Here is an 18339-nt window from a genome sequence, read left to right on the forward strand (position 1 = left end):
CAGATGATCGGTCGCCTCACCGGGCTTCTCGCGGAAAAGTCGCCCCCGCTCGTGCTCGTCGACGTCAACGGCGTCGGCTATGAAGTCGACGTGCCGATGAGCACCTTCTTCAACCTGCCCGGCCTGGGCGAACGCGTGAGCCTGCTCACTCACTTCGTGGTGCGCGAGGACGCGCAGCAGCTGTTCGGCTTTCTCACCGCGGAGGAGCGCAGCACCTTCCGGCTGCTGGTCAAGATCAGCGGCGTGGGGCCGCGCACCGCGCTGTCCATCCTGTCCGGCCTGTCGGTGAGCGAGCTGGCGCAAGCCATCGCGGCGCAGGAAAGCGGCCGCCTGGTGAAGGTGCCTGGCATCGGCAAGAAGACCGCCGAGCGCCTGCTGCTGGAGCTCAAGGGCAAGCTCGGCCCGGACCTGGGCGCCCCGGCCCAGGTGACCAGCGATGCCCAGGCCGACATCGTGCAGGCGCTGGTGGCGCTGGGCTACAGCGAGAAGGAAGCGGCCGCGGCGCTGAAGGCGCTGCCCGCCGACGTGGGCGTGAGCGAGGGCATCAAGCTCGCGCTCAAGGCGCTGGCGCGCTGAAGCTCAGTGCTGGTGGCCGCCGCCGCTGGCCGCGCTGCCGGGCACCATCGACTCCACCTTCACTTCCACCTTCACCTCACCCGCCTTCTCAAACTTCAAGGTGAGCGGGATCTTGGCGTCCGCGGCCAGCGGTGCCTTCAGGCCCACCAGCATCAGGTGGAACTGGCCGGGCTTCAGCTCCACCGTCTGGCCGGCCGGGATGTCGATGGCGGGCACCTCGCGCATGCGCATCACGTTGCCCTCCATGGACATGCTGTGCAACTCCACCCGCTCGGCCGCCGGCGTGCTGCCGCCCAACAGGCGATCGGGCGTGCTGCCGGTGTTTTCCAGCTTCAGGTAGGCGCCGCCGGTGGCCTGGCCCGCCACGGTGGCGCGGGCCCAGGGGTGGCCGATCTTCAAGGCGCCGGCCGTGTAGCCGTGCGCCAGCGCGGCGACAGCGGCACTGCCCAGCAGGGCCGCGGCGCACCAGGTCTTCAGGGTGGTCTTCATGAGGTGGGCTTTCAAAGGTCGAACGCAAGCTCGGCGCTGGTGGTGCGCTGAGGATAGGGGTGGAAGTTCCAGGTGCGGGCGTTGTTGAGGTTGTCGATGCCCAGCGAGGCTGTCCACTGGCGGGCGATGCGGTAACGGACCCGCAGGTCGGTGATCCAGTACTTCGACACGCCCTGGTAGGCCGATCCGTTGACATCGCTGTTGTCCAGCGTGTTGTAGGCCCGGCTGCCATAGCGGGCACCGGCACTCAGCGTCCAGCGCTCACCGGCACGCCAGGTCGCCGACGCACTCGCGCGCCAGCGCGGCACGCGCGGCTGCTGCTTGCCCACGGTGTCACCCGGCACGCTGACGTAGCCCGCGTTGTCCAGGATGCGGGAGTCGGCATAGGTCGCGCTGGCGTTGAGATCCAGGCGCCGGTCCAGCAGGCCATCGATCTGCAGCGCGGCCTCCAGGCCGTTGGTGCGGATGCGGCCCACGTTCTGCACGGTGTTGGCGTTGGTCGCCGGGTTGAGCTGCGAATACAGCGCATCGTGCGTGTTTTCATGGAACGCCGTGGTGCGCCACAGGAGATGGTCCCCGCCCCACTCGGCGGTCAGCTCGCCGGTCCAGGACCGTTCGGGCCGCAGGCCGGGATCGTTGTTGATCGCCTGACCCTGGGCGTTGAAGCCGCCCTGGTACAGCTCGGCCACGGTGGGAAAGCGCAGCGCGCGGCCGGTGGAGGCCTTGAGCACCCAGTGATCCGACACCTGGTGCGACAAGGCCGCCTTGGGCGACAGCGCGGTCAGGCTGCGCTGCGGATGCACCAGCGCACAGCAGGCGCTTTCGGTGAGGCCGCCCCAGGCGCGCCACTGCTCGGCGCGCAGGCCCAGCACCAGCTTCCATTCGGGGGCCATCGCCCACGCGTCCTGTGCATAGGCGCTGCGCAGCTCGGTGTTGCCCTCGAAACGGGAGAGCCGGTCATCGGGCGCCAGCGGCGTGCCGGCCCGCCAGTCGGCCAGCGCGGTGACCCGGCTGCGCAGGCGATAGCGCTCCTGCTGCAGGCCGGCATCCACGACATGCGCACCGCCCTCCGGCCGCCACACCGCCTTGGCCACCAGCGTGGTCCAGCCGGTGCCGTCCAGGCGGGTTTCGCGTCCCGGGCTGCCGGCTTCGGCGGCCGGCATGGCGGTGCCGGGCGTGCGGACACGGTCGGTGCGGTACTGGTAACCGCTGGCCGCCAGTTCCCAGTCGAAGCCGGCGTGGGTGTGGCGCTTGATCGACAGCGCCTGCATGAGGTGCAGCAACTGTTCGTTCGTCGCGCTGAAGTCGCTCACATAGGCGGGGGCGCCGGCGGCATCGCGCAGGTAGGTGTCGGGCCGGCTGCCGGCGTGGTTGCGCCATCCACCCAGCGTGACCGTGGCGCGCACCGCCTCGCTCAACTCGTAGGCCAGCTTGAACTTCGCGTGGTCCTGCACCGTGTGGTACTGCGTGTTGGTGCCCAGCACCCAGACTTCGCGGTCGTTGCGGTCCCGTGCCGGCACCGCACCGGTGCTGCCGGCCGGCAGCTTGTCCGCCGTGCGGGTGACAAACACCTGTGGCGGGCTCTCGCTGTCGAGCCGGTTGAGATTCACCCACCAGGCGCATCCGCCCTGGCGGTCCCCCAGCGACACGCTGGCTTGATGGCCGTCGAAACGGCCGCGCGTGCCGTAGAGGTCGAAGCGCTGGGTGAAGGCGTTCACCTTCGCATGGGCCTCGAAGCGGCGCGGCATGCGGGTGACCATGTCCACCACCGCGCCCACCGAGTTGCCGGCATAGGCGGCGGAGAACGGGCCGTACAGCACGTCCACACGCTCGATCTCCTCGGGCGTCACCAGGCCCCAGCGCGGCGCGAAGGCGGCGCCGTTGCCCAGCAGGTTGGACAGCAGCACGCCGTCGGCATACACCAGCGAGCGCGCGCTGTTGCCGGAGCCGGAGGCGCGAGTGGACAGCACCGCATGGTTGTAGTCGCCCACATAACGCTTGCGCACCAGCAGGCTGGGCAGGTACTTCAGCGCGTCTTCGGCATCGGTAGCGTTGATGCCGTCCGCGATCTGCTGCCGGGTGATGCTTTCGGTGGTGGTCGGTATCTGCGTGGGCAGCGAGCTCGGTTGCGACCCGATGATCGTCACCACGCCGACGGTGCGCTCGGGCGCCGGCACCGGTTCATGGGCCCGCAGCGGCAGGCCAGGGAATGCAGCGGCGATGGCCGCGGCCAGGGGAGCCGCGCGACGCGCGGCGGCCAGAGGGAACATGTTGATCGACTCCCGCCGGACCTGAGCGGCCGGCGCGTGCAAAACAGCAAGCGATGCAGCTGCCACGGCAACTCATCGCAACGGCGTGTCAGGCGACGATCAAGGGTGGAGCCCGCGGCTGGGCGGCCAGCCAGGCAAACAGTGGCCGCGGTGCGGCATAGAACAGGCGCGGCCGGCCTTCGCGGACAGCCGGCGCCGCGACACTGAGCGGTGCTGGCGGCAGGCCGGCGGCGTGGCTGGTCACACTGCACATCGGGCAGTGGTCGAGGTGGCCGGCCCCACTCGAGGCCGGCTCGGGCAGGCTGGCATCGGCCTGCACCGCGCGCGGCACGCCCTGCGCGGAACAGATCTCCGCCCAGCCGGCCGACACCCCGCGCGCATGCGACAGCACCCGCGACAGCCCCGGCACCAGCGCAAACGCCAGCATCGCGAGCAAGGCGAGCCGGGTGAACGAGCGCAGGTGGCGGCGGGAGAACAGCACGGCCGCGATTCTAGTGAGGCCGCGATAATCCCTGGATGGCCATCCAGACCGACGACTTCAGCCCTCCGGCACGGCCCCGCGTGGTGACGGCCACCGCCGCCACGCCGCAGGAAGAAGCGATCGAGCGCGCGCTGCGGCCCAAGGACCTGTCCGGCTACGTGGGCCAGACCAAGGCGCGCGAGCAGCTGGAGATCTTCATCGGCGCGGCGCGCAAGCGCGGCGAGGCGCTGGACCATGTGCTGCTGTTCGGCCCGCCCGGCCTGGGCAAGACCACGCTCAGCCACATCATCGCCAACGAGCTGGGCGTGAACCTGCGCCAGACCTCCGGCCCGGTGCTGGAAAAGCCGAAGGACCTGGCCGCCATCCTCACCAACCTGGAGCGCAACGATGTGCTCTTCATCGACGAGATCCATCGGCTCTCGCCGGTGGTGGAGGAAATCCTGTACCCCGCGCTGGAGGACTACCAGATCGACATCATGATCGGCGAGGGCCCGGCCGCACGCTCGATCAAGCTGGACCTGCAGCCCTTCACCTTGGTGGGCGCCACCACACGCGCCGGCATGCTGACCAACCCGCTGCGTGACCGCTTCGGCATCGTGGCGCGGCTGGAGTTCTACACGCCCGAGGAACTGGCGCGCATCGTGGTGCGCTCGGCCGGCCTGCTCAATGCACCGATCGACGCTCAGGGCGCGATGGAGATCGCACGCCGCTCACGCGGCACGCCGCGCATCGCCAACCGGCTGCTGCGCCGGGTGCGCGACTATGCGGAGGTCAAGGCCGACGGCCGCATCGCCAAGGAGATCGCAGACAAGGCGCTGGCGATGCTCGACGTCGACCCGCAAGGCTTCGACGTGATGGACCGCAAGCTGCTGGAGGCGGTGGTGCACCGCTTCGACGGCGGCCCGGTGGGCCTGGACAACGTGGCCGCGGCCATCGGCGAGGAACGCGACACCATCGAGGACGTGATCGAGCCTTACCTCATCCAGCAGGGCTACCTGCAGCGCACGCCGCGCGGGCGCATCGCCACGCTGGCGGCGTACCGGCACCTGGGCGTGGCACCGCCCAAGAGCGCGGGGGATCTGTTCGAGGCCTGAGCGTTCAGCTCAGGGGATCAGGTCTTCGATCACCAGCCGCCCGTACTTCTCCGCCAGCTTGGCGCCATGCTCGCGCGCCACCGCCACCACCCGTTCGCAGTGGGCCTTGTCCGGCGCATACACCACCAGCCAGCAGCAGCCTTCGTCGGCCAGGGCCTTGTACTGGCGCATCAGGCACACCTCATGGCCGAAGCCGGCGGCGCCGCTGACGCCGTCCAGCATGCGCGACATCTCCTCGGACTCCTCGGCCGCGCTGTACTGCAGCACGTCCTCGTTCTCGAAACCGGCATCGTGCAAGGCCCGCGCGGCCGCATCGGCCGCCTGCTGGTCGGCAAATGCCACCACCACATGCCCCACCGGGCTGAACACCCCGAAGGACAGCGGGTGGTCCTCTTTCGTCAAGCGCTTGATCGCCATGGCCGGTACTCCTGAAAGCCAGACGGGAACCAGTCTGACGCCGTGCCGCGGGGCTCAGGTGCTTGCCCCTGCGGGCGACAGGGCGACCCGGCCGGGAGAACACAGGGCGCCCACGGCCCACAGGCCCGCCACCAGCGCGGCGGCACCGGCGGCCAGCGCTGGCAGCGCCAGCTGGTGCGCATGCCACAGCAGCAGTGACGTGGCGCCCAGCAGGCCGACGAACAGCACCGCGGCGGCAACCTGCCGCCGGCGCGGCAGCGGCGGGTCGTAGCGCTGCACCGCGCCGATGTCGAAACGGTGGCCCCCCAGGCGAACCAGCACGTCGGCCGGCCGCCAGCCCGGCGGCTTGAACCACAGCGCCAGCTTGTCCTGCCAGCGGCTGCACAGCTGCATCTCCTTCCAGAGCCCGGCATACACCTGCAGGTTGGCCCATACCGGGTTCCAGCTGCGCAGCGGGCTGCGGGTGCCGTACACGCACGGTTCGGCGTCGTCCTCCTCGCAGTAGGTGCCGAAGAGCCGGTCCCACACGATCAGGATGCCGCCGTAGTTCTTGTCCACATAGCGGTCGTTCACCGCATGGTGCACCCGATGGTTCGAAGGCGCGCAGAACCAGCGGTCGAACCAGCCCAGGCGCCCGATCTGCTGCGTGTGCACCCAGTACTGGTAGAGCAGGTCGATCAGCGCCACCACGCCGAACACCAGCGGCGGAAAACCCACGATCGCCATCGGCAGGTAGAACACCCAGCCCACCAGCCAGCCGCTGCTGGTCTGGCGCAGCGCGGTGGAGAGGTTGTAGTCCTCGCTCTGGTGGTGCACCGCATGCGCGGCCCACAGCAGCGCCACGGTGTGGCCGAAGCGGTGGTGCCAGTAGTAGAAGAAGTCGTAGGCCACCAGCGCCAGCACCCAGACCCACAGCGCGTCGGTGGGCAGCCGCCACAGCGCCAAGTGGGTGAACAACGCGGTGTACACGCCCACCGTGAGCAGCTTGCTGAACAGCCCGGTCACCTGGCTGAGGATGCCCAGGCCGATGCTGTTGAGCGCATCGTTGAGGCGATAGGTGTTGCGGCCGCGCCGGATGCCCACCAGCAGCTCGATGCCGATGAGCAGCAGGAACACGGGCGTGGCGAGCACGATGATCTGGGGGCCTGTCATCGCCCGAGGATTGCAGAGCCGCCGGGCCGCCGCAAGCGGGACAGCCCGCACTGCGCAGCGCCGCTACAGCGCCTCGTCGAGCGTGTCGCTCTCGAGGTGCAAGGTGTCGCCCCAGCCCACCAGCGTGAAGCCCTCGGCGCTGTAGAGCAGGCGGTTGATGCCCGCGTTGCCGAGCTGCCAGGTGCGCGGCGCCTGCAGCGTGATGCGCGAGCCCGCACGGTACAGGCAGTCCAGCACGCCGCCGTGCGCCACCAGCGCGATGGTCTGGCCCGGGTGCGCGGCCGCCAGCCGGGTGGCAGCGGCGATGCAGCGGTCGTAGAAACCGGCCAGCGTTTCGCCGCCCTCCGGGCCGAAGTGCGGATCGCGCTGGCGCCAGCGTCGGGATTGTTCGGGCCAGCGTTGCTCGATGTCCTTGAAGGTCATGCCTTCGAATATGCCGAAGCCGCGCTCGCGCAGGCCGGTGTCCAGCACCACCGGCAAGCCCGTGGTGGCGGCCAGCGCCTGAGCCGTCTCATGGGCCCGGCCGAGGTCGCTGGCGTAGATGGCGTCCAGCGGCTCATCGGCCAGCGCGCGCGCCAGCCGCCCGGCCTGCCAGCGGCCGGTGTCGTTGAGCGGAATGTCCAGCTGGCCCTGGATGCGGGTGTCGACGTTCCAGGCCGTTTCGCCATGGCGGATGGCGATGACGCGGGTGGCGCTGTCCGGCATCGCTCAGCCGAGGCGTCGGTTGAGCGTGTAGGTGCCCGACAGCGTGGCCTCGCCCAGCACATGGCCGGCCAGTGCCCGGCGCACCTGGTCGCCGGTGAAGGCGCCCTCCACGGCCAGGCGCGGCAGGTCCAGCGCATAGAGCGTGATGACGTAGTGGTGCACCAGCGAATCGTTGAACGGCGGAAAGGGCCCGTCGTAGCCGAAGTACTGGCCGTTGCGCTCGGGGTCGTTGGCAAACCAGCCGGTGTAGTCGTTCAAGCCGTGGCGTGCGCCGTGCAGCGTGGCCGGGCCCTGCTTGCCGCGTGGTGTGAAGCCGCGGCTGTATTCGCCTTCGTCGATCACGCTCACCGACGCCGGAATGTCCACCATCACCCAGTGGAAGAAGTCCACCCGCGGCAGGTCGGCCGGCACCTCGCGGTCGGGCTTGTTGACGTCGTCGCCCTGGCTGGGCACGTCGAAGTCATGGCAGATCAGCACCAGCGACTGCGTGCCTGCCGGCAGGTCGCTCCAGGCCAGGTGCGGGTTCAGGTTGTCGGAGAAGCCCACGCCCTCGCCCGTGAGGCGGCCGCACGCATATTGAGGCGGGATGCGGTCGCCATTGGCCCAGCTGTCGCTCCAGAGTTTCATGGGTTCTCCTCAGACACCCCAGACGACGTCATGCCCGTGCGCATGGGAGCGCTTGAGCATCTCGACCAGCGGCCACACGCGCTGGCGCAGCGACACATTGCCCTCGCGCGGCGCCAGCTTCTCGCCCTTGGCCGCGGCTTCGGCCTCGGCCTCGGCGCGGGCCGCTTCGTCGGCGGCCACGGCCTGCTCCAGCGCCTGGATGGCGGCCGGCATGTCCTTGGCTTCGATGATGCCCTTGGGCGCGGGCTGGCGGCCCAGCAGGCGCATCAGATGGTCGCCGGTGGGGCCCATCATGATCACGTCGCCGGCCGACTTGGATTTGAACTTGTAGATCATCGGTAGATGTAGTCGCGCGTGAACGGATAGGCCGATTGTGCGCCCCGCAGCGCCCCGGCCGATACATCGCCGCTGGGCCGGCTGGCCAGCATCTGGTGCAAGGCGATCCAGCCCCGCTCGAAGGCCATGGCGCTGCCGGCCAGGTAGAGCCGGTAGGCGCGCAGCACGCGCTCGTCCACCACCTCGCGCGCATGGGCCAGGCGCGACTCCAGGTTGTCGGACCAGGCCCAGAGGGTGCGCGCGTAGTGCGGCCGCAGGTTTTCGGTGTCCACCATCTCCAGCCCGCTTTCGGCCATGACGCGCAGCACATGCGACACGTGCAGCAGCTCGCCGCCGGGGAAGATGTAGCGCTCGATGAAGTCGCCCAGCCCGTTGCCCAGCTTCTGGTTGCGCGTGCCGCCGGCGGTGATGCCGTGGTTCATCAGCAGGCCGCCGGGGCGCAGCAGGCGCCCGATCTTGGCGAAGTAGGTGGGCAGCTGCGCCAGGCCCACATGCTCGAACATGCCGATGGAGGCGATCTTGTCGTAGGGCTTGTCCTCCGGCAGGTGGCGGTAGTCCATCAGCTCCATGGTCACCCGGCCGCGCAGGCCGCGCTCGTCGATGAGCCGGTTCACATGGGCATGCTGGTTCTTCGACAGGGTGATGCCGGTGGCCCTGACGCCGTAGTGCTCGGCCGCCCACAGCAACAGGCCGCCCCAGCCGGCACCGATGTCGAGGAAGCGCTCACCTTCGCGCAGCAGCAGCTTGCGACACACCAGGTCCAGCTTGGCCTCCTGGGCCTGCGCCAGGCCCATCGCCGGGTCGCGGTAGTAGGCGCAGGAATACACGCGCCGCGGGTCCAGCCACAGCGTGTAGAAGTCATCCGACACGTCGTAGTGGAACTGGATCTGGCGTGCGTCTTCCTCTGCAGTGTGGCGCTTGCGCGAGCGGCCGTGCCAGGCGAGGGCGCGCCACCAACCGAGCGCGGGCGGCGCGCTGTCGGCCTCGATCGGGTTGCCCATCAGGCCGGCTGCCACCGTCATGATGTCGCGCGGGGTGCCGTGCAGTTCGACCCGGCCTTCCACATAGTCCTCCGCCAGCCGGCCCACCTGCCCGGCCACCAGGTGGGCCAGTGGTGCGTATTCGCGGAACTCCACGCGCACCGGCGCGTCCTGCGGCCCGAGATGCCGCCCGCCCGGCAGGCTGATGGACAACAGAAGTTCGACAGCCGAGAGCTTCTGTTCGGCCAGCGTTTCCAGCGGATTCATGGCCCTCCTCGCGTTGGCAAGCGAGAGGCCAATGTAAGAACAAAACAATGCCCTTCGCAAGCCCAAGCCGAAAGCGGCCGGGCGTGCGATTCAGGAGGCGATGGGGCGCGCCAGCGGCCAGGCCGGCCGCGGACGCGCCGCGCCGGGGCCCAGGCTTGCCTCGAAGGTGGCGCTGTCCAGCGCCGGCGCATGCAGGAAGCCCTGGAACTCGTCGCAGCCGGCATGCACGAGGAAGCGGCGCTGCGACTCGGTCTCCACGCCTTCGGCGATGACACGCAGGCCCAGCGCACGGGCCATCTGGATGATGGCCCGCACGATGCCGGCATCGCTGTCATCGGAGGGCACGCCCTGCACGAAGCTGCGGTCGATCTTGAGCTTCTGGATCGGAAAACGCTTCAGGTAGGCCAGGCTGGAATAGCCGGTGCCGAAGTCGTCGATCGCGAGGCGCACGCCCAGCCGGGCCAGCGCATTCAGCCGTGCCAGCGCCTCGTCCGCGTCACGCACCAGGATGGATTCGGTGAGCTCCAGCTCCAGCAGCCGCGGCGGCAGCTGCGCCTGCTCCAGCGCCGCGGCCACGCGGTCCACGAAGCTGGCCTGCTGGAACTGCAGCGCCGACACGTTCACTGCCACCGGCAGCTCCAGCCCGCGCCGGCGCCAGGCGGCCGCCTGGCCCACCGCTTCGGCGAGCACCCAGTCGCCGATCGGCACGATGAAGCCGCTGTCCTCGGCCACGGGGATGAAGTCGGCCGGCGCGATGTCGCCCAGCTCGGCGTGGTGCCAGCGCAGCAGCGCCTCGGCGCCGATCACGCCGTCGTCGGCCAACGCCACCTGCGGCTGGTAGTGCAGGCGGAACTGGCCGGCCACCAGCGCCTGGCGCATCGCATGGTCCAGCCGCATGCGCGAGCGCAGGTCCACGCCCTGGCGGGCCTGGTGGAAGCGGTAGCTCGCGCGCCCGCCCTCCTTGGCGCGCTGCATCGCGGTCTCTGCATGGCGCACCAGGTCGTCGGCGAGCACGCCGTCCTGCGGGCACAAGGCGATGCCGATGCTGCAGGTCACGGTGAATTCGGCGCCTTCAAGGACGTATGGCCGCGAGGTGGCTTCGATCACGCGGCGCGCGGCCAGCTCGGCCGCACGCGCGTCGCCCTGGTGCACCAGCAGTGCGAACTGGTCGCCGCCCACCCGCGCCACCAGGTCCACCTCGCGCAGGCCGGTGCGCAGGCGTTCGGTGACCTCGCGCAGCACGCGGTCGCCGAGGTGGTGGCCCAGGGTGTCGTTGATGTGCTTGAAGCGGTCCAGGTCGAGGATGAGCAGCGCAAACGGGTCGCCGCCGCGCCGCTGCACCGCCAGGGCATGCGCCATGCGGTCGGCCATCTGGCGCCGGTTGGGCAGGCCGGTCAGGGCGTCGGTGTGCGACAGCGTGGCGATGCGCTCCTCGGCGGCCAGCTGGCGCGACAGATCACGGAAGGCGTACACCCGGCCGATCGGCTCGCCGCGGCTCCACTGCGGCTGCGCGATGCGCTCCAGCACACGCCCGTCCTGCAGCACCAGCCGGTCCACGGTGTTCATCAGCGGCGCCTCGTGGATGGCGGCCAGCCGGCGTTCGTATTCCGCCGGATCGGTGACGCAGCGGCGCATCCAGTCGAACACCGCCGCATCGTCGCCCGCGATCAGCAGGTCCCCCGGCAGGCCCCAGAAGTGCGCGAAGCGGCGGTTGAAGGCGCGGATGCGGCCGGCCAGGTCGATGACCAGGATGCCGTCGGCGGTGGACTCCAGCGTGGCGCGCAGCTCGGCCAGCGCGGTCTCGCGCTCCTGCTCGGCGCGGCGCTGCTCGGTCTGGTCCTGCAGCGCCACCAGGTACAGCGGCTCGCCATGCGGACCGGGCAGCGGGCTGATGCGGCGCAGCGCATGCACCGGGCTGCCGTCGGCCCGGCAGGCCACGATGTGCGAGTGCAGCCGCTGGGCGCCGTGCGGCACCTGGCGCCAGAACTCGGTGTCTTCCGGCGTGGCCAGCAGCCCGGCTGCCGGCTGGCCCAGCACCTGTGCGGCCGGCCGCTGCAGCAGCGCCAGCGCGGCGGGGTTCACGGCCAGCACGGTCTGCCGGGTGCCGTCCACCAGCCAGGCCGCATCGTTCAGGCCATCGAGCAGCGCCTGCCAGGGAAGCGACGGCGCCGTGGCCGTCACGCGCCGGGCTCCTCGGCCGCATCGGCCGGCGCCGGCATGGCACAGGCCGCCGGCTCGAAGAAGTAGGCGATGCGCCGGCCTGGCGCCAGGTAGTCCAGCGCGGCCTGCGGCAGCTGCGCCGCCTTCAGGCTGCGCCGGATGCCGACGTCGGGCGCGTTTTCCAGCTCCACGTACAAGGCGTCGCCGCGCGCCACCTTGGCGTCGTACACCAGCACGCGCGGCTTGAGCGGGCGCGACGAATTGACCGACACCACCATGCCGTAGCGGTCGTCGGTCAGCTGCACCAGCGAGCCGGGCGGGTAGATGCCCATCATGCGGATGAAGCCGTTGAGCATCGCGGAATCGAACTTCTGCTTGCCCTGCGCGAACAGCAGCGACAAGGCCTCGTGCGGCGTGAGCGCACGCGCGGGCGTGAGCGGGTTGCACAGGTTGTCGTAGCGGTTGACCAGGGCCACGATGCGCGCGGCGCCGGACATGCGCTCCACCTGCAGCTGCTGCGGAAAGCCGCTGCCGTCGGCCTGCTCATGGTGCTGCGCGATCACCAGCAGCACACCCGGGCTCACGCCCATGGTGCGGCCGTGGCGCACGCCCATGGCCACGTGGTCGCGGTAGGCGGACTGCTCGGCGCTGGTGAATTCGTCCTGCAGGAAACGCAGGCGGTCGGGCAGGTCCAGCTTGCCGATGTCGTGCAGCATGGCGCCCATGCCGAGGTCCATCATCTCGGCATCCTCCAGGCCGAACACCCGGCCCATCAGCAGGGCCACGATGGTGACGTTCAGCGCATGGGCGGTGGCGCGGTCGCCCGCCCCTTCGGTGAGCAGGCGGATGCACAGCTCCTGGTCGCCCAGCATCTTGTCCAGCAGGGCGCGGGTGAGCGCACGCGCCTGATCGTGCGCCGCCCCGGGGTCGGCCAGCACCGTGTCGCTCACGCTGCGCCAGGCCTGGCTGGCTTCCGCGTACTGGCGTTCGCACAGGGCCTGGGCCGCCCGCTGGGCGGCCAGCGCTTCGCGCCGCGCCTGCTGCTCGGCGGCGCGCTGGGCGGCGAGCTGTGCCACCGACGGGCCCGCGGGCGCAGGCGGCGCCGATGCGGCCGCCCTGGCCATGTCGCTCTTGTCCGGGCTCCAGCGCACGCGGCGCAAGCCCAGCGATCGGATGGTGCTGATCTGCTCCCCGCTGCTGATCTTGAAACTGCTGAGCGGAAACGGGTGCGACATCCAGCCCAGGTCCAGGTGGACAAACATGCCGACCCGCAACTCCTGGACGTCGATCGTGGCGCTCATGTGTGGTGCTTCCCTGCGGGGTGATGCCGGCCTTTGCCGACGTGGCTCCCCCTGACATCGGCACGCCGGGGGCACAACTTGAACCGCCTTGACCGGCGCCGAGCGTGCGCCTATGATTTCGTTCTATCAATGAACACAAGTTCGCAATAAGAACATTCCAACCAGGGAAAACCGCCCAGTGATCAACAAACAGGTGGCTTCTGCAGCCGCTGCGCTGGCCGACGTGCCGGACGGCGCCACGGTGATGATTGGCGGCTTCGGCAGTGCCGGGCAGCCGGCGGCCCTGATCGACGCGCTCATCGCCCAGGGCGCACGCGAGCTCACGATCGTGAACAACAACGCCGGCAACGGCGAGACGGGCCTGGCCGCGCTGCTGAAGGCGCGCAGGGTGCGCAAGATCATCTGCTCGTTCCCGCGCCAGGCCGATTCGCAGGTGTTCGATGCGCTGTACCGCGCTGGCGACATCGAGCTGGAGTTGGTGCCGCAGGGCAACCTGGCCGAGCGCATCCGCGCCGCCGGTGCGGGCATCGGCGGCTTCTTCACCCCCACCGGCGCCGGCACCGCGCTGGCGCTGGGCAAGGAAACGCGCGAGATCGGCGGCCGGCTGCATGTGCTGGAAGCGCCCATCCACGCACACTTCGCGCTCATCCAGGCCGACGCCGCCGACCGCTGGGGCAACCTGGTCTACCGCAAGACCGCGCGCAACTTCGGCCCGGTGATGGCGATGGCGGCCAAGGTGACGGTGGTGGAGGTGAACCGCATCGTCGCGCTGGGTGAACTGGACCCGGAGCAGGTGGTGACGCCGGGCATCTTCGTGCAGCGCGTGGTGCATATCCCGCGCCAGGGGCTGAGGGAGGCGGCGTGATGGGCAGCTACACCCGCCTCACCCGCGAGCAGATGGCCGCCCGCGTGGCGCACGACATCCCCGATGGCGCGATCGTCAACCTGGGCATCGGTCTGCCCACGCTGGTGGCCAACCACCTGCCGCCGGGGCGCGAAATCATCCTGCACAGCGAAAACGGCCTGCTGGGCATGGGCCCCGCGCCGGCGCCCGGCCAGGAAGATCCGGACCTCATCAACGCCGGCAAGCAGCCGGTGACCGCCCTGCCCGGCGCCGCCTTCTTCCACCATGCCGACTCCTTCGCCATGATGCGTGGCGGCCACCTCGACATCTGCGTGCTGGGCGCCTTCCAGGTGTCCGCCGCCGGCGACCTGGCCAACTGGCACACCGGCCTGCCCGACGCGATTCCCGCCGTGGGTGGGGCGATGGACCTGGCCATCGGCGCGAAGAAGACTTTCGTGATGATGGAGCACCTCACCAAGGCCGGTGAGAGCAAGATCGTCGAACGCTGCACCTACCCGCTCACCGCCGCGGCCTGCGTGAGCCGCATCTACAGCGACCTGGCCGTGCTGGACGTCACCCCCACTGGCCTGAAGCTGGTGGACTGCGTGCCCGGCCTGAGCCACGCCGAGCTCCAGCGCCTGACCGGCCTGCCCCTTCTCCTTTCCTGAACCCACACCATGACCCAAGCCTTCATCTGCGACGCGATTCGCACTCCCTTCGGCCGCTACGGCGGCGCCCTCGCTTCCGTGCGCCCGGATGATCTGGGCGCCGTACCGATCAAGGCCCTGATGCAGCGCCACCGCGAGGTGGACTGGGACGCCGTGGCCGACGTGCTCTACGGCTGCGCGAACCAGGCCGGCGAGGACAACCGCAACGTGGCCCGCATGAGCGCGCTGCTGGCCGGCCTGCCCATCGGCGTGCCCGGGGCCACCATCAACCGCCTGTGCGGCTCCGGACTGGACGCCGTGGGCAGCGCCGCCCGCGCCATCAAGGCCGGCGAAGCGCAGCTGATGATCGCTGGCGGCGTGGAAAGCATGAGCCGCGCGCCCTTCGTGCTGCCCAAGGCCGAAAGCGCGTACTCGCGCAGCACCGCCATCTACGACACCACCATCGGCTGGCGTTTTGTGAACCCGGCGATGAAGGCGCAATACGGCATCGACTCCATGCCCGAGACGGCCGAGAACGTGGCCACCGAATTCAAGATCGAACGGGAGGCCCAGGACCGCATGGCCCTGGCCAGCCAGCTCAAGGCCGTGGCCGCGCAGAAGAGCGGCTTCTTCGACAGCGAGATCACGCCGGTGACCATCCCGCAGAAGAAGGGCGAGGCCATCGTCGTGAGCAAGGACGAACATCCGCGCGAGACCTCGCTGGAAGCGCTGGCCAAGCTCAAGGGCGTGGTGCGGCCGGACGGCACGGTCACGGCCGGCAATGCGTCCGGCGTGAACGACGGCGCCTGTGCCCTGCTGCTGGCCAGCGAAGCGGCCGCAGCGAAAAACGGCCTCACGCCGCGCGCGCGAGTGGTCGGCATGGCGGTGGCGGGCGTGCCCCCGCGCATCATGGGCATGGGCCCAGCACCGGCCACGCGCAAGGTGCTGCAGCTCACCGGCCTCACCCTGGCCCAGATGGACGTGATCGAGCTCAACGAAGCGTTCGCTGCACAAGGCCTGGCCGTGCTGCGTGACCTGGGCCTGCAGGACGACGACCCGCGCGTGAACCCCAACGGCGGTGCGATTGCCCTCGGCCATCCGCTGGGCGCGAGCGGTGCGCGCCTGGCCACGACGGCGGTGAACCAACTGCACCACAGCGGTGGTCGATATGCGCTGTGCACCATGTGCATTGGCGTCGGTCAGGGGATCGCTGTGGTGCTCGAGCGGGTTTGAAGACGTGCGTGAGGGAGGCCATGGCAACTCCGCTCACGCCCCCGGTCGAGCGCCATCGCGCCGCCGGGGCGCTCTGCTGCGCTCATGTCCCCCGGCGCCGGCCTTCGGCCGACGCCTCCTCCTTTACTTCGCTCCGCAGAACGCCCCACCGACCCGATACGACACGTTTGCTGACTTCCAGCGCCCCACACCACGAGCGGTGGGGTGGCAAGGGTGGGGTGTGGCCCCGTAGCGAAGTAAAGGAGGAGGCGCGGGCGCAGCCCGCGCCGGGGGACATGAGCGGAGTGGGCCACGCCCCAGCCTTGCCAGGCGCTATCTCACCGGAACACTGACATGACCATCCCCACCCGCACCCAGGTGCTCATCGTCGGTGCCGGTCCCGCCGGCCTGCTGCTAGGCGCCTTGCTGCATCGCTACGGCGTGGACACGGTGCTGCTGGAGGCGCGCAGCGCCGACTATGTGCTGGGCCGCATCCGCGCTGGCGTGCTGGAGCAGGTGGCGGTGGACCTGCTGGACGAAGCGGGCGTGGGGGAACGCATGCACGCCGAGGGCCTGCCGCACGATGGGTTCGACCTGTGCTTCGACGGGCAGCGGCATCGCATCGACCTGCATGCGCTCACCGGCAAGCGGGTGATGGTGTATGGCCAGACCGAGGTCACGCGCGACCTGATGGATGCGCGGCGGGCGGCCGGACTGCCCAGCGTGTATGAAGCGGATGGCGTGAGCGTCCATGGCTTCGATGGGGCGCGGCCGAGCGTGCGCTTTCATCACCAGGGCGCCACGCACGAGATCAAGTGCGACTTCATTGCCGGCTGCGATGGTTTCCACGGCGTGTGCCGAGCCAGCGTGCCGGAAGCGGCGATCCAGCGCTACGAGAAGGTGTATCCGTTTGGCTGGATGGGGCTGCTGGCGGACGTGCCGCCGGTGTCGCATGAACTCATCTATGCCAACCACGAGCGCGGGTTTGCGCTGTGCAGCATGCGCTCGGCCACGCGCAGCCGCTACTACGTGCAGTGCGCGCTGGACGAACATGCCGAGCGCTGGAGCGACGACGCCTTCTGGCAGGAACTGAAGCGCCGCCTGCCTCCGGACACCGCGGCTCAGGTGCACACCGGCGCCTCGATCGAAAAGAGCGTGGCGCCGCTGCGCAGCTTTGTTGCCGAGCCGATGCGCTTTGGCCGCCTGATGCTGGCGGGCGACGCCGCGCACATCGTGCCGCCCACGGGGGCCAAGGGACTGAACCTGGCAGCCGGGGATGTGGGGCTGCTGTCGCGCGCGCTCGCGGAGTTCTCCCGCGGCTCGGCGGCCGGCATCGACAGCTATTCGCAGCGTTGCCTGCAGCGCGTGTGGAAGGCCGAACGCTTCTCGTGGTGGTTCACCTCGCTGATGCACCGCTTTCCGGATACCGGCGAGTTCGGCCAGAAGATGCAGCATGCGGAGCTGGAGTACATCGTGGGCTCCACCGCGGCGCAAACCGCCATCGCGGAGAACTACGTCGGCTTGCCGCTGGGGTGAACCCGGGTTGCAGCCGGCGGGCGGGCGGGCATGCTTGACAAGTAAACCAACGACCCTTGGAGACTTCCATGCGCGCCGCTTTCCGCCTCGCTGCCGTCGCTGCTGCCATCGCTGCCAGTGCTTCCGTCCACGCCCAGGGCCAGCCGCCGCTGAAAGTGGGCCTGATGCTGCCCTACACCGGCACCTACGCCGCACTGGGCAACATGATCGAAAACGGCTTCAGGCTCTATGTGCAGGAGCAGGGCGGCAAGCTGGCCGGGCGCGAGATCCAGTACTTCAAGGTCGACGACGAATCCGATCCGTCCAAGGCCACCGACAACGTCAACAAGCTCATCAAGCGCGACAACGTGGACGTGCTGGTGGGCACCGTGCACTCCGGCGTGGCGCTGGCCATGGCCAAGGCGGCCAAGGACAACAACACGCTGCTCATCATCCCCAACGCCGGCGCCGACGCCATCACCGGGCCGCTGTGCGCGCCCAACATATTCCGCAGCTCCTTCTCCAACTGGCAGCCGGGGTATGCGATGGGCATCGTGGCCGGCCAGCGTGGCCACAAGCGCGCGATGACCATCACCTGGAACTACGCCGCTGGCGCCGAGACGGTGAAGGGCTTTGCCGAAGGGTTTGCCAAGAGCGGCGGCACGGTGGTGAAGGACCTGAACCTGCCCTTCCCCAACGTGGAGTTCCAGGCCCTGCTCACCGAGATCGCGGCGCAGAAACCGGACGCGGTGTACGCCTTCTTCGCCGGTGGCGGCGCGGTCAAGTTCGTGAAGGACTACGACGCTGCCGGCCTGCGCAAGACCATCCCGCTGTACGGTCCCGGCTTCCTCACCGACGGCACATTGGAGGCGCAAGGCGCGTCCGCGCAAGGCCTGCTGACCACGCTGCACTACGCCGACAACCTGGACACGCCGCGCAACAACGCCTTCCGCAAGAGCTTTGCGCTCACCTACAAGGCCAACGCCGACGTCTACGCAGTGCAGGGCTACGACGCCGCGCAGCTGCTGTCAGCCGGCCTCACCGCAGTGAAGGGCGACACCAGCCAGCGCCAGCAGATGCTCTATGCGATGGGCAAGACGGTGATCAACAGCCCGCGCGGCAAGTTCGCGATGTCGGCCGCGCACAACCCGGTCCAGGACATCTACCTGCGCGAGGCCAAGGGCGTGAACAACGAATACCGGGAGGTTGCGGTCAAGCAGCTTGCGGACCCCGCCAAGGGTTGCAAGATGTAGGTTCCCGCAGGCC

The 18339-nt window shown here is 69.7% G+C and carries 18 protein-coding genes; 7 read left to right on the forward strand and 11 right to left on the reverse strand.

Features of this window, described 5'->3' with window-relative positions; translation table 11 throughout:
- The first annotated feature begins 3 nt into the window (after positions 1–3).
- Complete coding sequence (gene ruvA, locus VPH43_RS13780; protein WP_328578294.1) at positions 4–576, forward strand: Holliday junction branch migration protein RuvA; 573 nt, start codon at positions 4–6, stop codon at positions 574–576.
- Between the two features lie 3 nt (positions 577–579).
- Here ruvA and VPH43_RS13785 read toward each other — a convergent pair whose 3' ends face one another.
- The 3 genes from VPH43_RS13785 to VPH43_RS13795 all read right to left on the reverse strand — a co-directional run bounded on the left by VPH43_RS13785 (position 580) and on the right by VPH43_RS13795 (position 3816).
- Entirely contained in the window at positions 580–1065 is a 486-nt protein-coding gene (locus tag VPH43_RS13785; RefSeq protein WP_328578295.1) for a copper chaperone PCu(A)C, read from the reverse strand.
- An 11-nt stretch (positions 1066–1076) separates the two neighbouring features.
- A complete protein-coding gene (locus tag VPH43_RS13790; protein WP_328578296.1) occupies positions 1077–3335 on the reverse strand; it encodes a TonB-dependent receptor in 2259 nt (752 codons plus the stop codon).
- Between the two features lie 88 nt (positions 3336–3423).
- On the reverse strand, positions 3424–3816 hold the full coding sequence (locus VPH43_RS13795; protein ID WP_328578297.1) for a DUF2946 domain-containing protein: 393 nt from the start codon (positions 3814–3816) through the stop codon (positions 3424–3426).
- A gap of 35 nt (positions 3817–3851) precedes the next feature.
- On the opposite strand from VPH43_RS13795, the gene ruvB reads away from it, so the two are divergent.
- On the forward strand, positions 3852–4910 hold the full coding sequence (gene ruvB / locus VPH43_RS13800) for a Holliday junction branch migration DNA helicase RuvB (RefSeq protein WP_328578298.1): 1059 nt from the start codon (positions 3852–3854) through the stop codon (positions 4908–4910).
- A gap of 9 nt (positions 4911–4919) precedes the next feature.
- On the opposite strand, the gene VPH43_RS13805 is transcribed toward ruvB, so the two are convergent.
- The 8 genes from VPH43_RS13805 to VPH43_RS13840 all read right to left on the reverse strand — a co-directional run bounded on the left by VPH43_RS13805 (position 4920) and on the right by VPH43_RS13840 (position 12855).
- Complete coding sequence (locus VPH43_RS13805; protein WP_328578299.1) at positions 4920–5327, reverse strand: hypothetical protein; 408 nt, start codon at positions 5325–5327, stop codon at positions 4920–4922.
- A gap of 54 nt (positions 5328–5381) precedes the next feature.
- Positions 5382–6479, reverse strand: coding sequence for a sterol desaturase family protein (locus VPH43_RS13810; RefSeq protein ID WP_328578300.1), 1098 nt, complete (start codon positions 6477–6479; stop codon positions 5382–5384).
- Between the two features lie 63 nt (positions 6480–6542).
- Entirely contained in the window at positions 6543–7184 is a 642-nt protein-coding gene (locus VPH43_RS13815) for a histidine phosphatase family protein (RefSeq protein ID WP_328578301.1), read from the reverse strand.
- Positions 7185–7187: 3 nt separating this feature from the next.
- Positions 7188–7811, reverse strand: coding sequence for a YbhB/YbcL family Raf kinase inhibitor-like protein (locus VPH43_RS13820; RefSeq protein WP_328578302.1), 624 nt, complete (start codon positions 7809–7811; stop codon positions 7188–7190).
- A gap of 9 nt (positions 7812–7820) precedes the next feature.
- A complete protein-coding gene (locus VPH43_RS13825) occupies positions 7821–8147 on the reverse strand; it encodes a DUF1840 domain-containing protein (RefSeq protein WP_328578303.1) in 327 nt (108 codons plus the stop codon).
- Positions 8144–9394: a cyclopropane-fatty-acyl-phospholipid synthase family protein gene (locus VPH43_RS13830; RefSeq protein ID WP_328578304.1), complete on the reverse strand. Its 1251-nt coding sequence runs from the start codon at positions 9392–9394 to the stop codon at positions 8144–8146. The genes VPH43_RS13825 and VPH43_RS13830 overlap by 4 nt, the downstream gene beginning before the upstream one ends.
- Before the next feature lie 90 nt (positions 9395–9484).
- Positions 9485–11575, reverse strand: coding sequence for a putative bifunctional diguanylate cyclase/phosphodiesterase (locus tag VPH43_RS13835; RefSeq protein WP_328578305.1), 2091 nt, complete (start codon positions 11573–11575; stop codon positions 9485–9487).
- Positions 11572–12855 carry an HD-GYP domain-containing protein gene (locus tag VPH43_RS13840; protein WP_328578306.1) on the reverse strand — a complete coding sequence of 428 codons (1284 nt, stop codon included), beginning with the start codon at positions 12853–12855 and terminating at the stop codon, positions 11572–11574. The genes VPH43_RS13835 and VPH43_RS13840 overlap by 4 nt, the downstream gene beginning before the upstream one ends.
- Before the next feature lie 178 nt (positions 12856–13033).
- Here VPH43_RS13840 and VPH43_RS13845 point away from each other — a divergent pair, with 178 nt between their 5' ends.
- From VPH43_RS13845 to VPH43_RS13865, 5 genes are all read left to right on the forward strand, one after another.
- Positions 13034–13720, forward strand: a complete 687-nt coding sequence (locus tag VPH43_RS13845; protein WP_328578307.1) for a 3-oxoacid CoA-transferase subunit A — start codon at positions 13034–13036, stop codon at positions 13718–13720.
- Complete coding sequence (locus tag VPH43_RS13850; RefSeq protein WP_328578308.1) at positions 13720–14367, forward strand: 3-oxoacid CoA-transferase subunit B; 648 nt, start codon at positions 13720–13722, stop codon at positions 14365–14367. Before VPH43_RS13845 ends, VPH43_RS13850 begins: the two co-directional genes overlap by 1 nt.
- A gap of 9 nt (positions 14368–14376) precedes the next feature.
- Complete coding sequence (gene pcaF / locus VPH43_RS13855) at positions 14377–15579, forward strand: 3-oxoadipyl-CoA thiolase (RefSeq protein ID WP_328578309.1); 1203 nt, start codon at positions 14377–14379, stop codon at positions 15577–15579.
- Positions 15580–15912: 333 nt separating this feature from the next.
- The gene (gene pobA / locus VPH43_RS13860) at positions 15913–17094 is read left to right on the forward strand and encodes a 4-hydroxybenzoate 3-monooxygenase (protein ID WP_328578310.1); all 1182 of its coding nucleotides are present in this window, start codon (positions 15913–15915) and stop codon (positions 17092–17094) included.
- A gap of 68 nt (positions 17095–17162) precedes the next feature.
- A complete protein-coding gene (locus tag VPH43_RS13865) occupies positions 17163–18326 on the forward strand; it encodes an ABC transporter substrate-binding protein (protein ID WP_328578311.1) in 1164 nt (387 codons plus the stop codon).
- The last annotated feature ends 13 nt before the right edge of the window (positions 18327–18339 follow it).

The organism is Ideonella sp. BN130291 (assembly GCF_036231905.1).
GTDB lineage: Bacteria > Pseudomonadota > Gammaproteobacteria > Burkholderiales > Burkholderiaceae_C > CAMLIZ01.